General features: G+C 37.1%; 20 protein-coding genes. 5 read left to right on the forward strand and 15 right to left on the reverse strand.

Features of this window, described 5'->3' with window-relative positions; translation table 11 throughout:
• Positions 1-140 precede the first annotated feature (140 nt).
• Entirely contained in the window at positions 141-437 is a 297-nt protein-coding gene (locus JOC83_RS13730; RefSeq protein WP_205187924.1) for a DUF3817 domain-containing protein, read from the forward strand.
• A gap of 24 nt (positions 438-461) precedes the next feature.
• Here the strand turns inward: JOC83_RS13730 and JOC83_RS13735 are convergent, their stop codons facing one another.
• Positions 462-824 carry a DUF7674 family protein gene (locus JOC83_RS13735; RefSeq protein WP_205187925.1) on the reverse strand — a complete coding sequence of 121 codons (363 nt, stop codon included), beginning with the start codon at positions 822-824 and terminating at the stop codon, positions 462-464.
• 177 nt (positions 825-1,001) lie between these two features.
• Here JOC83_RS13735 and JOC83_RS13740 point away from each other — a divergent pair, with 177 nt between their 5' ends.
• The gene (locus JOC83_RS13740) at positions 1,002-1,715 is read left to right on the forward strand and encodes a carbonic anhydrase (protein WP_205187926.1); all 714 of its coding nucleotides are present in this window, start codon (positions 1,002-1,004) and stop codon (positions 1,713-1,715) included.
• Positions 1,716-1,921: 206 nt separating this feature from the next.
• On the opposite strand, the gene JOC83_RS13745 is transcribed toward JOC83_RS13740, so the two are convergent.
• From JOC83_RS13745 to JOC83_RS13770, 6 genes are all read right to left on the reverse strand, one after another.
• Positions 1,922-2,362: a hypothetical protein gene (locus JOC83_RS13745; protein ID WP_205187927.1), complete on the reverse strand. Its 441-nt coding sequence runs from the start codon at positions 2,360-2,362 to the stop codon at positions 1,922-1,924.
• 192 nt (positions 2,363-2,554) lie between these two features.
• Positions 2,555-3,436 (reverse strand): LCP family protein, encoded by an 882-nt coding sequence (locus JOC83_RS13750; protein ID WP_205187928.1) that lies wholly within the window; start codon positions 3,434-3,436, stop codon positions 2,555-2,557.
• A 295-nt stretch (positions 3,437-3,731) separates the two neighbouring features.
• The gene (locus JOC83_RS13755; protein WP_338038920.1) at positions 3,732-4,172 is read right to left on the reverse strand and encodes a GNAT family N-acetyltransferase; all 441 of its coding nucleotides are present in this window, start codon (positions 4,170-4,172) and stop codon (positions 3,732-3,734) included.
• Positions 4,153-4,713, reverse strand: a complete 561-nt coding sequence (locus JOC83_RS13760) for a GNAT family N-acetyltransferase (protein ID WP_205187929.1) — start codon at positions 4,711-4,713, stop codon at positions 4,153-4,155. The genes JOC83_RS13755 and JOC83_RS13760 overlap by 20 nt, the downstream gene beginning before the upstream one ends.
• A gap of 147 nt (positions 4,714-4,860) precedes the next feature.
• On the reverse strand, positions 4,861-5,268 hold the full coding sequence (locus JOC83_RS13765) for a hypothetical protein (protein WP_205187930.1): 408 nt from the start codon (positions 5,266-5,268) through the stop codon (positions 4,861-4,863).
• Positions 5,269-5,468: 200 nt separating this feature from the next.
• The gene (locus JOC83_RS13770) at positions 5,469-5,723 is read right to left on the reverse strand and encodes a hypothetical protein (protein ID WP_205187931.1); all 255 of its coding nucleotides are present in this window, start codon (positions 5,721-5,723) and stop codon (positions 5,469-5,471) included.
• Between the two features lie 157 nt (positions 5,724-5,880).
• On the opposite strand from JOC83_RS13770, the gene JOC83_RS13775 reads away from it, so the two are divergent.
• Together JOC83_RS13775 and JOC83_RS13780 are read left to right on the forward strand one after the other, a co-directional pair.
• Positions 5,881-6,660: an undecaprenyl-diphosphate phosphatase gene (locus JOC83_RS13775; protein WP_205187932.1), complete on the forward strand. Its 780-nt coding sequence runs from the start codon at positions 5,881-5,883 to the stop codon at positions 6,658-6,660.
• Positions 6,661-6,987: a hypothetical protein gene (locus tag JOC83_RS13780; protein WP_205187933.1), complete on the forward strand. Its 327-nt coding sequence runs from the start codon at positions 6,661-6,663 to the stop codon at positions 6,985-6,987.
• Positions 6,988-7,047: 60 nt separating this feature from the next.
• Here the strand turns inward: JOC83_RS13780 and JOC83_RS13785 are convergent, their stop codons facing one another.
• The 3 genes from JOC83_RS13785 to JOC83_RS13795 all read right to left on the reverse strand — a co-directional run bounded on the left by JOC83_RS13785 (position 7,048) and on the right by JOC83_RS13795 (position 8,865).
• Positions 7,048-7,590 carry a hypothetical protein gene (locus tag JOC83_RS13785; protein WP_205187934.1) on the reverse strand — a complete coding sequence of 181 codons (543 nt, stop codon included), beginning with the start codon at positions 7,588-7,590 and terminating at the stop codon, positions 7,048-7,050.
• A gap of 65 nt (positions 7,591-7,655) precedes the next feature.
• Positions 7,656-8,405 (reverse strand): hypothetical protein, encoded by a 750-nt coding sequence (locus tag JOC83_RS13790; RefSeq protein WP_205187935.1) that lies wholly within the window; start codon positions 8,403-8,405, stop codon positions 7,656-7,658.
• A gap of 4 nt (positions 8,406-8,409) precedes the next feature.
• Positions 8,410-8,865 carry a helix-turn-helix transcriptional regulator gene (locus JOC83_RS13795; protein ID WP_205187936.1) on the reverse strand — a complete coding sequence of 152 codons (456 nt, stop codon included), beginning with the start codon at positions 8,863-8,865 and terminating at the stop codon, positions 8,410-8,412.
• 176 nt (positions 8,866-9,041) lie between these two features.
• On the opposite strand from JOC83_RS13795, the gene JOC83_RS13800 reads away from it, so the two are divergent.
• On the forward strand, positions 9,042-9,674 hold the full coding sequence (locus tag JOC83_RS13800) for a LysE family translocator (RefSeq protein ID WP_205187937.1): 633 nt from the start codon (positions 9,042-9,044) through the stop codon (positions 9,672-9,674).
• Positions 9,675-10,268: 594 nt separating this feature from the next.
• Here the strand turns inward: JOC83_RS13800 and JOC83_RS13805 are convergent.
• From JOC83_RS13805 to qoxA, 5 genes are all read right to left on the reverse strand, one after another.
• Positions 10,269-11,213 (reverse strand): sensor domain-containing protein, encoded by a 945-nt coding sequence (locus JOC83_RS13805; protein ID WP_205187938.1) that lies wholly within the window; start codon positions 11,211-11,213, stop codon positions 10,269-10,271.
• A 254-nt stretch (positions 11,214-11,467) separates the two neighbouring features.
• Positions 11,468-11,770, reverse strand: a complete 303-nt coding sequence (gene qoxD, locus JOC83_RS13810) for a cytochrome aa3 quinol oxidase subunit IV (RefSeq protein WP_205187939.1) — start codon at positions 11,768-11,770, stop codon at positions 11,468-11,470.
• Between the two features lies 1 nt (position 11,771).
• The gene (gene qoxC / locus JOC83_RS13815) at positions 11,772-12,374 is read right to left on the reverse strand and encodes a cytochrome aa3 quinol oxidase subunit III (protein ID WP_205187940.1); all 603 of its coding nucleotides are present in this window, start codon (positions 12,372-12,374) and stop codon (positions 11,772-11,774) included.
• The gene (qoxB, locus tag JOC83_RS13820; protein WP_205187941.1) at positions 12,374-14,317 is read right to left on the reverse strand and encodes a cytochrome aa3 quinol oxidase subunit I; all 1,944 of its coding nucleotides are present in this window, start codon (positions 14,315-14,317) and stop codon (positions 12,374-12,376) included. The genes qoxC and qoxB overlap by 1 nt, the downstream gene beginning before the upstream one ends.
• 26 nt (positions 14,318-14,343) lie before the next feature.
• On the reverse strand, positions 14,344-15,339 hold the full coding sequence (gene qoxA / locus JOC83_RS13825; protein ID WP_205187942.1) for a cytochrome aa3 quinol oxidase subunit II: 996 nt from the start codon (positions 15,337-15,339) through the stop codon (positions 14,344-14,346).
• Between the last annotated feature and the right edge of the window lie 184 nt (positions 15,340-15,523).

A 15,523-nucleotide genomic window follows, 5' to 3' on the forward strand; every position in this document is an offset into this window, starting at 1 on the left:
AAATAAGAACAAACTGTGAAATATCGATTTAATACGTATATTCAACGTGATTTTATTGTATGGTAGAATAACGTTGATTTTTATCTTTCAAAAACTGTGTAACTTTGAAACTATTCATTCTGGTAACAGGAGGAACATCTATGACATTTAATTCAACTATTGGAAGACTACGTTTAGTCGGATTGCTAGAAGGGATTTCTTATTTAGTGTTGTTGCTTTTTGCTATGCCTCTTAAGTATTTTATGGACATCCCTGAAGCTGTTTCCATTGTTGGGGCCGCTCATGGTGCTTTATTCGTTGCGTATGTGTTAGCGATTGCACATGTTCAGGTTGCACATCGCTGGTCGCTAGGACATTCCATAAAGGCATTCATAGCTGCCTTTATTCCATTTGCTACCTTTATTTTGGACAAAGAGTGGAAAAAAGAACAAAAATAAGGAAGAAGGTTTTGGCCTTCTTCCTTATTTTTGTTCTGCATATTCACTGATGGTTTTCCACCATTTATACGAATTTGGCTTTAACAAGCGACCGATTTCCTCTGAATCAATGTGTTGCTCATCAATAATACGATTCATCGTTTCAAACAATCCAACTGTTACTGCCTCTTTTACATGAGCTTCTCCTTCAACGTATAATCGCTCAATGAGCTCAAATACATCACGCTCTTTTTCAAGTTGCTGATTATATTGTAACGAAATGAGATGAGAAGCAAATCGTGATAGCTCTTGAACTAACTCTTCTTTATTCTTGATTTCCATTTCGTTTGGGCTATAAGATGAACATGATTCCTTTAGCAATACGATTACGTCTTCTTTTGTAATCATGTTAGTTGCTCCTTTCTGTGTCACTCATGCTTGTTCAATTATTATATCTATATCATACCACTACTTTCAAACAATCAAATCTTACAACTTCGTTAAAAGTGTTACAGTTCTCACTTTTACATGTTTTTACATGAGTAAACAAATAATAAACGTATTAGATGCGAAAGGATGAACGCTTTGAAAATCCTATTGCTTTGCTTATTGCTAGTAACCGCTTCTTCCTTTACAGAAGCTGCGGAGAAGATGAATATTTGTGAAACAGGCAAGATGCAATCACCAATAAACATCGACACCTCTACCGTGAAACGATTGTCACACGCAGAAAAGATCATAAGTTTTTACAAACCTGTTTTCTTTAAGTTTACAATTGAAGATGGTTCGTTTAAAGCTAAGCCTCTTATCGATGGAAATGTTCTTATACGAAATGGAAAACCCTATCCATTACAAGAATTTCATTTTCATCATAAAAGTGAACATACGATTAATGGCCAGCCGTTCCCAATGGAACTACATATTGTGCACAAAAGTAAAGACGGAAAACAGATGGTTGTAGGCGTATTAATTGAAGAAGGAACAGAAAACAAAGAGTTCAAGGAACTACTTTCTAGCTTAAAGACGATTCAGAAAGGTCAGTCTAAATCACTACAAGCTCCTATCAATTTAAACGAATTGTTTTCTAGTGAAACAGACGTATATCGTTACGTCGGAAGCTTTACAACTCCACCTTGTACAGAGCCTGTTTTATGGCTTATAAAGAAAGAGCCGATTACGTTATCATGGGAACAAATTCAAGCTTTTCAACATCTCGTAGGTACAAACAACCGTAGTATTCAACCTTTAAACGAACGTGAAATTTCACTAACAAAGATTCAGCAAAGCAGTAGCAAATAATCAATTGTAAATTTCAATGCCTTCCCCTATACTAAAATGGATAACTTATCCAATAAGGGGCGATATCGATTGTTTTCACTTGAACATGTTTCTATAACAAAACATTTTATGATTCCATTCGGATGGGGATATTGCGTGAAGAATGGGAACAAACGAGTCATGTCATGTTAAAACACCAATCTTTATAAAGATTGGTGTTTTGTTTACTACACGCCCGCTGTTAGCGTGCCCACAATTGCGATAATTGGAAAAGCTGACATGAGTGCCATTTCAATTAGCATAAATTTTGTAAGAAAGCTGTTGAATCGGTTATCTGTTTGACGACTTAACACTGCTTGATTGGTCTGAAACACCATAAATACGGTTCCAATCCATACAATAACGGCTACCGCTAATGGAGCTGGGCTGACATTTTCAGACGTTTCTAGCGTCATAAATCCAAGTACAACGAGAATAAGTGGAACAATTTCTAATACAGCATGCTTAATAAAGAAAGGGGTTTGCTCTTTAATCAGTTTTTGATAAACCACTTCCTCTTCTCCACCTTCTGCAACTATTTCTTCGACACGTTGCATCGTACTACGGTAAATAAACAACATGCCCACCGTTGCGATAACAGCTGCTAGGACGAAATACCATACGACCATGTTGACACCTCTTTTTCTACTATTTTGCTAAGTTAGCATCCTGTACCATCTTACATGATACGAAAAAGAACCTCAACTATCGTACAGGCAGTCCTTACTGCTTTTATGCTAGTTTAGAGTTGCATTGCTTTTAGATCAGTATGTACCCTTACCTAAAAACAATGCACATTCTCCTTTAACCTTCTTTTCCTTCTAGTGCTCCGTTGGTAATTCTGCTTCATATTGCAACATCGTACTCACATGCTCTTTTTCTTTTGAATCAATCAAATAATACCATGTCCCATCCATCATTTGCGTCTCTCCCTTTACGACGATTGGCTCAATGGATGGTACACCTTTTTTGAATGCTTGATACATTGTAAGCATATCGGTTAACCCAATATTTGTATCCACTTTCTCTTTTGCCACATTCATTAGCTGTGGAAGGTGCGTCACTAAGTCTGCGCTCCAAGCTTTTTCCATCATCGCTTTGATCACTTTTCGCTGACGCTTATTTCGCCCTAAGTCTCCTTCAGGATCTTCCTTTCTCATCCGAACATATGACAAAGCTTGCTCGCCATTTAGCGTCATTTTCCCTTCTTTAAATTCGTGATGATTAAAAGTAAAGGCAAACTCATTGTCTACTTCAATTCCCCCTAGTACATCAATCACTTGTTGAAAACCATTCATATCTACTTTCATGTAGTAGTGAATTGGTATGTTTAAAAACTTTTCAACGGTTTGAATCGTCATGTCAATACCACCATATGCATATGCATGATTAATTTTTTCATATGTTCCTTTGCCTATCATTTCAACGCGTGTATCGCGAGGAATCTGTAGTAGTCGTGCTTCATTGGTTGCTGAATTTACACTCGCTACCATGAGAACATCCGACCGCCCTGTATCACGTGCACGCTCATCAACGCCCATGACTAACATGGTAAAAGGAGACGGTGTTTCTGTGTATGGTTTCTTTTTTTCGACTTTTGGATGAATTTCTGTTGACGCTTCCTTTTCATTTACTAAAAATAAGACGGTTAGAGCAGTGAATACGAGCACGCAGATTGATAGCCATGAATGATAACGTTTCATGAGCTCACTCCTTTTTCTATCGTAACGTTCATTGTCATTGCTTACTCTCATCTATTGGTTTAAAATGCTCTTTTCATACATGGGACTTCAACAATAAAAACAGGAGCACAACGTAACGTTGCGCTCCTGTTTCAAGTAATAGTGATTCAGTATAGTGGTTTCCTTCACACGATTTTCAGTAAATTAGGATGCTTTCGATGAGTTAGTAACAAATAATCACTCGATTTTTGTCTCTATTTGTGCTAAAAAATCATGGAGTGAAGAGACAAGTGCGGCGTTTTTATTAAGAAAGAAATTAGTTTATTTTCTTCAAAAAAACATAACTAGGACGTGTGTAATTCATTTTTTCTTCGTAAAAGCGATGTGCATCTGTACGGTAATTAGCAGAGGATAAGGCAACATGCTCACACTCGTTTTTCTGGCCCCATTCTTCTATATATGAAAGCAGCTGCTCTCCGTAACCTTTTGAACGATGCTCATTAGATGTGACAAGATCATAGACATATACATGACGACCATAGTATAAGTTTGTAATGATAATCACACCTGCTAAAGCAACCATTTCATCTTCTTCACAAAGAGCAAATAGTTGATATCCTCCTTCCTTCATCTCTTTAACCGTTTTCAAAAATGACTCCTCTGTTAAATGAGGACGAAGTTGATGCATCAGTGGGAAAGCTTCACTCAATTCACTTATAGACAATAATTGTTTTATGTTAACTAATTCTCGGTTCACTTTTTGTTTCCCCTTTCAATTTATACCATTCATCTTCTAATATACTCATTTCGATTAAGCTCCAATACGTTTCGTCCATCTTGCGAACGTCACGAAATAGCCCTTCTCGCACAAACCCTACTTTTTCATAAGCACGAACAGCTTGTTCATTAAAATCAAATACACCTAATGAAATGCGATGTAATCCTAGTTCTTCGAATCCAAATTTCACAATTTCTTTCATCATTGCCTGGCCATATCCTTGTCCTCTTGCATGCTTATCTCCTACTAATACACGCCCAACCCGACCAGAGCCATTATCGTATTGTATTTGCATGATCGAAATGTGTCCAACGGTTTGACCGGTTTGTTGATCAATCACTGCAAAAATAAATCGATCAGAGCCTGTTTCATTTGCTCCCTTTATATACTCTTTTAGCTGCTTTTTTGTTAGCGGATATGTAAAGCTCGTTCCTCCCCATTGCATGGCAAATTCTTTTGAAGGAATCCAGTCGATTAGTTGCTGAAAATCTTTCTTTGTAAAGTCACGCAAAATAACCATCGTAACTCCCCCTCTTCCTACAATCGTTATTACCATTATAAGTATCAAAATTTTTAGAATATATGCTATTTTATCAAATTTTTCATTTGTTTGGCAATATGACACAAGAAAAGCCCACTCGCATATTACGATGCAAGTGGGCTTTGTTTACAAGTTTAATTCTTTCTTCAATTTGGTTATATCATGGGAAAACTCGAAGAAAAAAGCACGGTTTTCATTATCAAAAATCATTAAAATAGGCTTTTGTTCTTCGCTAATTACGATAATAACCTCACTGGTTAGCACATCAATACCTGTTGCTTTAACAGGAACGGCTGGATCAAGCGGAACTTTTACAAGGTAGCCCGTTTTAGGAATTGGACTCACTTTTTTAAAGATACCCGTCATTGATTTTACACTTTTTTGTGCTTCATCTTGAAGAACGGGTGTCATCGTGACCGATTTTTCAACTTTCCCCTTATCAATGTTAAACACTTCTACTTTTGGTGTTTGCGCCTCTGCAGCAGAGCTTATGAATAACATCAATAGAAGTGCGATACTTATTTTTTTTATCATATACAACACCTCATTTCTCAGTATAAACGAGTGTTGCAAGCTTTATCCTTTTTTCACATTAACACATTCTGCTAATGTTATGTCAATACGGCCAATTTATTGTTAAGACATGCTTTTTTGTACCTGTGTTGTACACTTGACTTTTCAACCCATCTAAAAAGCAAGGTACTAAACCTAAACCATCAACGTTGGTTTCCTTTCTAATATAAAAATGTAGTTGCTAACATCATAAGAAGCCCAAATATGGCAGCAACTCGTTTAACATTTTGATTAGTGGAAGACCTCAGAAATAAACTAATAATAAAACCTATCGGTAAAATGAAACTGTTAAAGCTGAATGTAAAGCTGCCCAATAAATAATATACAATTAGCTTCGGTACTAAATATAATTCTTCTTCCTCTCGATTGTTATAAAGCAATAGAAAGCCAATAATCACGACTAAGAAGACAATCATAGTTGCACCTCTCTTTGACCTTTGATTTTGTTCCTTCTTTTTTCATTTCTATTCAATAACTTGCAAAAAACACCCTTTTATCACTCAATTTGTGTCATGTTTTTGCGCTTGTCTCGATAAGATAGTGTAAAAGGACATGTACAATGGAGGTGAGAGGATGTCATGGTTTGAGGCCTTTATTTTAGGAATTATTCAAGGATTAACGGAATTTTTACCGATTAGTAGTACGGGGCATTTATATTTAGGAAGACATTTATTTGGACTTGATGAAGCAGGTTTATATTTAGACACTATGCTTCATATCGGAACGTTGATTGCCGTATTTGTTTTTTACAAGCATGAATTTCTTCACATTCTTCGTAAGCCTTTTAGTAAATTAACGTTTCTCTTAATTGTTGGAACATTACCTGCCGTTGTCATTGGGTTAGCCTTTAAAGATTACTTTGAAGGAATTTCGAAAACGGGCGTAACGATTGGATGGGAATTTTTAGCGACTGGATTGTTTTTATGGTTCGCTGATTCCATTAAGAACGGATATAAAAAGATGGATCAAATTTCATACAGCGATGCGCTTTTTATCGGTACCTTTCAAGCAGCAGCGATTTTCCCTGCCGTTTCTCGTTCGGGATTAACAATGGCTGCTGCATTAATGCGAAAGTTAGACCGTGAAACTGCTGCTTATTTTTCGTTTTTGCTTTCTACACCTGCGATATGTGGAGCAGTCGTGTTACAGCTTGGTGATGTTGTGACGGGTAAAGCTGAACAAATTTCCTTCATCTCTCTTTTCATTGCAACATTATCAGCCGCTATTTTCGGCTACTTGGCGGTAAAATGGATGATTAATTATTTAAAGAAACGCTCATTAAAAGTATTTGCCGTGTACGTATGGATTCTAGGCATCATCGTACTCGCTTGTCAATATACGGGGGTGTTTTAAATGGATAGAAAAAAAGCAATGTTTTTAGGTATGTTGCTTTGTGTAGTCATAGTGGCTGTTGGCTTTCTTGAAACCTCTTCTTGGAAGGCGTTAGATCAACCAAAACCGTTAATGGCAGAGGAAGCAACGATTCCTGTCTCAAGCGAACAGGAGACCGAGGACGAGACAGTTGAACTTGAACAAGTTCTCGTTAATAAAGAAGAGGTAGACGGCTATATCGTTGAAACGTACCAAGAGCATGAAGTCGTGCGAAATAAAGCTGGCGAAATGATTGATTTAATTCCAACGGAGCATTACGATTATATACGATATAAAATCGATGAGTAAGCTACATTATGAAATGGAAGTGAAGTTCCCAAAACAGAAAAACCAAGCAACCTTCGTACACTACAACGAAGATGTTTGGTTTTTGTGCTTTCGTACCGTTTGAAAGATGTCTTTATACATTTGAAGCATTTCGTTTTCATTTTCTGCTTTAAAGCCCCACGTCTTAAACTTTGATGCAGATTGTTTCACACGTCCATATGCATATGTTACGTCACTTTTGTATGGTTGATTGCTGTAGACAAGTGATTGATCAGAGTTTGTGTAATAAGGTTGATTCACCCCTATGAAAAAGACAGGTATTTCAACTTTGGCAAAGAATTGAGCATACTTTGGCTTCGCAGCTTCATTTATCTGCTCAGGTGTAATTAAAATGGCATCCATTGACAAGTGATTCAACTGTATTAATTCATCTAATGATAGGTGCTTTATTGTGACTTCGTCTACTGCTACATGAGAATCTGATCCTACCATTCCAATGGTAATGGGAATGGAAACAGCACTTGCTTGAAGAGCAGGCGAACGATCATTCATAAGAGTTAGATACCCTGAACTAGCGATAAAAACAAACACAATTATAAGCGCAACAACAAGTTTTCGATACATACAATTCTTCCTTTATCTACATAATATTGGATATAGTATACCTCCAATATTGAAAAAAATAAACGTTAAAAATTTCCTTTTCCCTCCTTCTCTTCGTTTACAAGTGTTCCATCAATGTTGGCTTCACTAAGGAAACCTTGTGCATCAACATAATAAATCTCTGCTTGCTTATCAAACTGCTCTATTGTCTTAATAGATTTAGCTCCATAAAAACTAATCGTATACTGCGTTTTATCATCATCCTCAAAAACAAACGTCGTGTCTTCTATGTTGCGAGCTTGATTCAACTTCACAATCTTCATCATTTGTTGTTTACGCTCTTTGTCGTTTTTCCACTTTTCATTTAAGGTAATGACAACACTTAAAGAAGATTTTACTTCCTTATAGGAAGGAATAGGGTAAGAAATGTTCAAATCCTCGTCAATTCCATGTACAGGTAACACAGAGATCGTTGCTCCTTTCCCTAACTTCTCTTTCATAAGCGGTGTCAGTTCTTTTTCCGCTTCCTTCATCCACCATTCTTCAACAAAGCTACTCGCTACATATCCGTTCTGCATTTTTTCTGCGTAAAACACGATGCTTGGATGTTTCTTTGGATAAAATTGACCACCATATGATCCAAATTTCCAATTATAGAGTGGTTCAACTAAAACAAAATCCATGTGATGGCGAGCTTCTAAATACGCTTTTACCTCTGCTGCTTCTTCTTTTAATTTCCATTGATGGCGAAACCCTAACACACTTGCTGACGCTACTAAAATTAGCAGCACGAACATGATGACGTGCTGCTTTTTTACCGTTCTAACTCCCCTCATGCAACTACTCCCCCTTTGTTAATTCCCGAAAGCGCTCTGTGGTATCACCTTTATAAAATGAGCTAAACCAGCGGTAATCCTCCTCATCTACTATGCGATAATGCTGACTGATGTAATTTTGCTGCAAACGAAATCGACCTGATTTCTCAACTTCACGCCACCATACATGTCCTCCCATTGTTTTGGCTTTACGGCGATCTAGACCATCGTGAGCAATCGTTTCAATAATTTCAAGCGGATCACTCCCTAGTACAGAGTGAAGCACTTCGCTGTCACGAAATAATGCACATACAGCGACGGCACTAGTCCAACTAGCTTGCGTTCGCCCCTTTTCAATCTGAACGAGCGTTTTCTTTGAAAGACCAATTACTTCTGCCATTTTATCTTGTGAGTACCCTTTTTCTGTTCGAACGAGCTTCATTTTTTCAGAAACAATTTCAATTACTCTTTCTTTTTTCATAAAATGCTCCTTTTGTAACTTTTTATATTATTGGTGTAATTTTACACTTTTTTATCAATTTTCTCACTATGATTTTTTACATTTTTAACGTGTCAGACGAAATTTTTATTTTCCACCTTCACAAAAATAGAAAATGGTGGTAAATTGAGGGGAATTTAATAAAGGAGTTGACGAAGATGGAGCAGTTTTGGCTATTTGTTACCATGGCTATTTTACTGATTTTACTTCCCGGCCCTGATACAGCCATTGCCACCAAAAATACACTTCATGTCGGAAAAAAAGGCGGAATGCAGACAGTGCTTGGAACTTGTTGTGCACTGTGCATTCATACGTTAGCAGCCATTATTGGATTATCCGCTCTTCTTGTGCAATCCGCTTTCTTCTTTTCTCTTTTTAAATATGTTGGGGCTCTTTATTTGATTTATTTAGGTATAAAAGCATTCATATCGCTTCGGAATAACGCAATCATTGAAGTGGATAAAACCGATAAGGCAAAGGCATCTAAACAAACATCATTCTTTCAACAAGGATTTTTAACCAACTTATTAAATCCAAAAGTAGCGGTGTTCTTTTTGACGTTTTTACCGCAATTTATTCAAAAAGGAACCGATCCGTTTCTTCCCTTTTTAATAATGGGAATGACTTATGTACTGTTAACAGCTCTTTGGTTCGTTCTTTACGTCTCCTTTATTCATTACTTACGCCATTTTATGACGAAGCCTTCTACACAAACAGTTATGCAAAGTATAACAGGAGTTGTCTTGATTGGATTTGGGATTAAGCTTGCTTTTGAAAAAGGACAGAACTAACTATCAATTTCCAAAAAAACAAAGAGCTTTGTCAACTAAGGTAGAATGACTACTGTTGACAAAGCTCTTTTCTTATCGTACAGCTTTTGAAATCGATAAAAATTCACCTGTAAGAAGAAAGAAGCAAAGAATAAGATCTAATTACACTAAGTGTTGACACATGTTGTTCCTTATCTTGTATTAATCATCGGTAACTCTGTATGAGTGATACTAATAATCAAGCTAAAAAGGTGATTGATGATGAACTAAATGACAGGCATTTAGGTTGTATAAATACACTGATGGCTTAGAAACATTTTAAAGCCTGTACATATAATAAATTATCCACATATGAAAAGGAGAGTTGATTTAATGTTAGTTCCTTGCTCATTTTATGATGATTCCTTCGTTGGTGGAAGCTACTGTAGGCTTGTTACTTTCTTACCAACACAACCTGAAACGTTAACACCTCAGCCTGTATACTATGTAAGGCCAGCAACCCCATGTCACTGTTGCTGTAATCAGCAAACGAATACTAGAAGGTAACTTACTCATTCCCTTCATACTTCCCATTTTTCACAGAAAAAAAGGTAACCTTCATCCGAGGTCACCTTTTTATTTTTGATAAAATCTATATTGATTTCTTCCTTGATTTTTCACGTGATATAAAGCTTGGTCTGCTTGTCGCAAAACAGACGAGATGTCTTGTTCTTTGCCTTTATACATCGCAATACCGATACTTACGGCAAGTCGAATGACACAAGATTGAGCATAGGGTTCTTTAATAGAAGACAAAATGCGTTCAGCCATTTGACTAATGTCCTCTTTTTTGGTCAGTCCAGGAAGCCAAACAATAAATTCATCTCCGCCTAGTCGTATAGCAAGATCGGTTGGACGAATTTGGTTACGTATTCGATTTGCTACTTCCTTCAACACTAAATCTCCCACTTCATGTCCTTGCATATCGTTGATTTGTTTGAAGTGATCTAGATCTAAAAACATAATGGTTCCTTCATCATGTTCCTTTACGTGCTGCTCGAACTGCGAGTATAAAAAATAACGATTATACAAGCCTGTCAATGTATCAAGGACTGCAAGCTCATTTAGCTCTAACACATACATAAAAAACCGAGCAAGGCGTTTAAACGTTTCCACGTCATTTTCTGTAAACACAGAAGGCTTTGAATCAATTGCACATAGCGTTCCAAACACTTCCCCGTTTCTCATAAAAATGGGCACCCCCATGTATGAGCTGACATTTGCTTGTTCGATTGCGGATACGTCACAAGGAAGCACATGTTTTTTTATATCATTGATAATCATTGGTTCTCTATCATTGAAAACAAATTGACAAAGAGAATTGCTTACATCTACAGTCATACCCTCTTGTATCTTGCAACCCGTCTCATTATCTCTTAATTTTAATACAGAAAACGTTTCTGGTGTAATTCGCCCTAAAAAAATCATTTTTCCGACCATGTATGTATTGACGAGTTCTAGCAAATCAGCTGCTGCTTCTTCAAAGCTTTTGTATCCTGTGCCACTGTCTTTAAGCTTCATTTGTACCACAATACCTTTCTTATAGATTCCCAGACATTTCAGTACCTGCTTTTATATTAGCACATTTTTTTATTTTTCACCTATGATACCTTTTACAAATGATAAAAAGAGGCTGGGACATAAATGAGTAAAGCGAAGAAAAGAAGATTGATATACAAAATCCCTTGCCCCTCTATCCATTGAAGTTACTGGATTTTTGGGGCAAGGGATTTTGCGGGCTAAGTCAAACAGGGGTGTTCTTTGCCCCTTTTATTTTAATGATTAAAGTGATCGGCTAAGATCCATAGTGAACCGACAACAATACATAACGCAATAAAGAAACTGTATAGCATGTTTGCGATTTGAATCTTTCCATTTTCACCTTCTGCCATATGCATGAACATTACTAACTGCATGACTGCTTGTAAAATAGCAAGAACCATAATTAGAGTCATTGTGATAGCTTTCGATAAAGGCGCTACCACAACTAATCCTAACGCTGCAAATGTTAATGCTAATGAAAGGATGAGTCCAAACACATGGCTAAGCGGAAAGCTAGCTTTTTGTTTGTTTTCCATATTACAACAATCCTTTCAAGTAAACTAGTGTAAAGATGAAAATCCACACAACATCTAAGAAGTGCCAGTATAAACCAATGATAAACACTTTACGAGCCGTTACTGGTGTTAATCCACGTTTCACTAATTGAATGATCACAAGAATCGCCCAAGCAATCCCCATCGTTACGTGAAGACCGTGTGTTCCAAGCAATGTGAAAAATGCAGAACCAAAACCACTTGTTTGAATTGTTAACCCTTCATGTACATAATGAATAAATTCGGCAATCTCAACATATAAGAAGCCTGCACCTAGTAATAGCGTAATGACAAACCAAGTGATAAGACCTTTTAAATCGTTGTTACGCATTTTAAAGATCGCAATCCCCATGGTAAAACTACTTACTAAAAGTAAAATTGTTTCAATCATGAAATCTTTTACGATGAACAAGTCAGCTTGGGTAGGACCCATCGCTGTTCTTGTTTCATACGTTAAATACGTGACAAATAGCGTCGCAAATAGCGCGATCTCCGCTCCTAGAAATAGCCAGAAGCCTAAGATGTTCATACGACTTTGTTCTTGTTGGTATTCAAGAGGTAATGAAGTATCTAATTTTCCAGCCATTATTTGTCACCTCCTGTAATACCTTCGATTTGTTTCACTTCATCTACACTTACATAGAATCCATCGTCATAATCAAATGAACGTACCGCTAAGCAGATTAAAATACCTACTAGCGCTGCAATTGCAAGACCGAACCAGCTCCATACTAATGCAAAGCCACCGATGAACCAGAATACAGATGAAATAAACGGTACACCTGAGTTACTTGGCATATGAATTGGTTTTAAATCTTCTACTTTCAATTTGTCTTGACCTGTTTTCTTCATGTGCCAGAAGAAGTCTAGACGATCAACTGTTGGTACTTTTGCAAAGTTATAAAATTGAACCGGTGATTGTGTCCAGAACTCAAGTGTACGAGCATCCCACGGATCACCTGTTGTATCGCGCTCACCGTATTTAATGCTCCATACGATGTTCCATACGATAATTAAGAAACCAATACCCATTAAGAAGGCACCTACTGTTGCTGTCACGTTTAGACCAGTCCAACCAAGGTCACCTGAGTATGTTTGCATACGACGTGTCATTCCGTCTAATCCTAGGAAGTACATTGGGAAGAAACATACGTTAAATCCAACAACGAAAATCCAGAATGAAAGTTTTCCTAATTTCTCGTTTAACATATGACCAAACATTTTTGGATACCAATAATATAAACCTGCGAAACAAGCAAATACGGTACCAGAAATTAATACATAGTGGAAGTGAGCAATTAAGAAATAACTGTTGTGATATTGATAGTCAGCTGATCCCATTGCAAGCATAACACCCGTTACCCCACCGGCAACAAAGTTTGGAATGAATGCTAATGACCACAGCATAGACGTTGTAAATTTAATTCTTCCTTTGTAAAGCGTAAATAGCCAGTTAAAGATTTTAACCCCTGTTGGTACGGCAATTAACATCGTTGAAATCGAGAAGAACGAGTTAACTGCTGGTGCGTTACCCATTGTAAAGAAGTGATGCACCCATACGATGTAACTTAAGAATGCAATCCCAACCATTGAGTAAACCATCGCTTTGTAACCAAATAGGTTTTTACGTGCATGAGTACTAATGATTTCAGAGAAAATACCGAATGCTGGTAAAATAACGATATATACTTCAGGGTGACCCCAAATCCAGAATAAGTTACTCCAGAACATTGGTAATCCATCATTTGCTACTGTAAAGAATGCTCCGCCAAAAATACGGTCAATTGTCATCAGTGCTAATGCAACTGTTAATACAGGGAAAGCAAAGATAATAATAATTGACGTAATTAAGACTGACCATGTGAACATAGGCATCATCATTAACTGCATGCCTGGTGCACGCATGCGTAAAATTGTTACTAAGAAGTTAATCCCTGTTAATAACGTACCGATACCTGAAATTTGTAATGCAATTGCGTAGTAGTTATTGTTTACGCCATCTGTGTACTCAGTACCAGCGTAAGGGAAATAACTCGTCCACCCTGCATCAGGTGAACCACCAATTACGAATGCAATGTTAAACAGCATTGCCCCCATTAAGAACGTCCAGAAACTAACTGCGTTTAAGAACGGATACGCAACGTCACGTGCACCAATCTGAAGAGGTACAATGACGTTCATCAAACCAATTAAGAATGGCATTGCCATGAAAAGAATCATGATAACACCGTGTGCCGAGAATACCTCGTTATAGTGATGAGCGTTTAAAATATTGAGTTCTGGTAACGCTAATTGTAAACGAATCATTAGCGCATCGACCCCACCGCGGAAAAGCATTAATAATGCAGCAAGGATGTACATAATACCTAATTTTTTATGGTCAACCGTTGTAAGCCATTCTGTCCATAACCATTTCCATTTTTTAAAATAGGTTAAAACGAAAACGATACCGATGATCGACATAACAATCGCAACGTCTGCAGCATAAATGGCTGGTTCACCAGTGACGAAAAATTCATCCCATTTCATCTATTTATCCTCCAATCATTTGCGCTTTAGTGATTGTCGTGGCTGTCATGGTCTTCGTGATTTTCATGGTCTTCATGGTTGTCTTCTTTTTCTTTCTTATCTCCATGACTACCATGACTTCCGTGTCCACCGTGACCATTTCCTTGTCCACGCTCGTCTACTTGACCTGGAATGTATGCATCTTCTGCATGGTTTACCCAGTCTAAGTGTGTGTTGTTAAATGTCATACGACCTACAACACCTGGTTCTAATAATTGATCATATTGTTTTTCTGTTAATTTTTCTGCTGTACCTTTTACATCAGATACCCACTCTTCATAATCTTCATCAGTCATTGCCTGTACTTCAAACTCCATGTCTGTGAAGTGTTCTCCTGAGTAGTTCGCACTACGTCCCATGTAAGAACCTGGGTTATCAGCTTGTAAATACAAATCCATTGCCATGTTGTTCATGTTATATTTCATTCCACCAAGCTCTGGTACCCAAAATGCATTCATTGGACCAGCTGATGTTAATTCAAAACGAATTGGTGTATCCTCTGGAATGTTTACATAGTTTACAGTTTCAATGTTTTCTTCTGGATAACTAAAAATCCACTTCCAGTTCGCTGATGTAACATGAATAGTGATCGGTTCTTTTTGCTCTTGTCCCTCCGCAGCTACTGGAGGTTTTTCTAAATCATAGATGGATTTAACTGTTGGAATCGCTAATAAAATTAAAATGATAACCGGGAATGCTGTCCAAATGATCTCCATTAAAAGGTTACCCTCTTGTTCTGGCGGCTCATAGTCCATGTTTTCCGGTTTCTCACGATATTTAATAAGTACAAATGCAAAAATAGCAAAGACAACCACAATAACAATTCCCATTAACCAAAATGACCATATAATCAAATCAGCTTGTATTTTTGCAACTGGTCCTTGCGGATTCAAAACAGCTAAATCTGAACATCCACTTAAGATAAGTAATGACAGTGAAGATAAAAGTGCTGTTAATCTCCAAAAACCTTTTGTTGGTTTCACTAAAAACTCTCCTTTCTAAAACACATCATTCTACTCAACTGTTAAATGTAAAAAACCCGCGTTCTTGTCTTTCGAAAGAATGCAAAGTTTACGATTCATGAACCTTCCTAATCTACAGCAAGCAAAAATTATACTATACTAACTAAATTGTATTATAAACTACAATTTTTTTCGTCATTTTCTA

This window comes from Priestia iocasae (assembly GCF_016909075.1).
GTDB classification, from domain to species: domain Bacteria; phylum Bacillota; class Bacilli; order Bacillales; family Bacillaceae_H; genus Priestia; species Priestia iocasae.

What these genes read in the sequence shown, in the direction of transcription:
- JOC83_RS13760 (WP_205187929.1), bottom strand. Translation starts at nt 4,713, where the DNA reads ATGGTTATTTTGCGTGACTTTACAAAGAAAGATTTTCAGCAACTAATC.
- JOC83_RS13750 (WP_205187928.1), bottom strand. Translation starts at nt 3,436, where the DNA reads ATGAAACGTTATCATTCATGGCTATCAATCTGCGTGCTCGTATTCACT.
- qoxD (WP_205187939.1), bottom strand. Translation starts at nt 11,770, where the DNA reads ATGGAAAACAAACAAAAAGCTAGCTTTCCGCTTAGCCATGTGTTTGGA.
- JOC83_RS13730 (WP_205187924.1), top strand. Translation starts at nt 141, where the DNA reads ATGACATTTAATTCAACTATTGGAAGACTACGTTTAGTCGGATTGCTA.
- JOC83_RS13790 (WP_205187935.1), bottom strand. Translation starts at nt 8,405, where the DNA reads ATGAGGGGAGTTAGAACGGTAAAAAAGCAGCACGTCATCATGTTCGTG.
- JOC83_RS13765 (WP_205187930.1), bottom strand. Translation starts at nt 5,268, where the DNA reads ATGATAAAAAAAATAAGTATCGCACTTCTATTGATGTTATTCATAAGC.
- JOC83_RS13795 (WP_205187936.1), bottom strand. Translation starts at nt 8,865, where the DNA reads ATGAAAAAAGAAAGAGTAATTGAAATTGTTTCTGAAAAAATGAAGCTC.
- JOC83_RS13780 (WP_205187933.1), top strand. Translation starts at nt 6,661, where the DNA reads ATGGATAGAAAAAAAGCAATGTTTTTAGGTATGTTGCTTTGTGTAGTC.
- JOC83_RS13770 (WP_205187931.1), bottom strand. Translation starts at nt 5,723, where the DNA reads ATGATTGTCTTCTTAGTCGTGATTATTGGCTTTCTATTGCTTTATAAC.
- JOC83_RS13805 (WP_205187938.1), bottom strand. Translation starts at nt 11,213, where the DNA reads ATGAAGCTTAAAGACAGTGGCACAGGATACAAAAGCTTTGAAGAAGCA.
- JOC83_RS13775 (WP_205187932.1), top strand. Translation starts at nt 5,881, where the DNA reads ATGTCATGGTTTGAGGCCTTTATTTTAGGAATTATTCAAGGATTAACG.
- JOC83_RS13785 (WP_205187934.1), bottom strand. Translation starts at nt 7,590, where the DNA reads ATGTATCGAAAACTTGTTGTTGCGCTTATAATTGTGTTTGTTTTTATC.
- qoxC (WP_205187940.1), bottom strand. Translation starts at nt 12,374, where the DNA reads ATGGCTGGAAAATTAGATACTTCATTACCTCTTGAATACCAACAAGAA.
- JOC83_RS13735 (WP_205187925.1), bottom strand. Translation starts at nt 824, where the DNA reads ATGATTACAAAAGAAGACGTAATCGTATTGCTAAAGGAATCATGTTCA.
- JOC83_RS13745 (WP_205187927.1), bottom strand. Translation starts at nt 2,362, where the DNA reads ATGGTCGTATGGTATTTCGTCCTAGCAGCTGTTATCGCAACGGTGGGC.
- JOC83_RS13800 (WP_205187937.1), top strand. Translation starts at nt 9,042, where the DNA reads ATGGAGCAGTTTTGGCTATTTGTTACCATGGCTATTTTACTGATTTTA.
- qoxB (WP_205187941.1), bottom strand. Translation starts at nt 14,317, where the DNA reads ATGAAATGGGATGAATTTTTCGTCACTGGTGAACCAGCCATTTATGCT.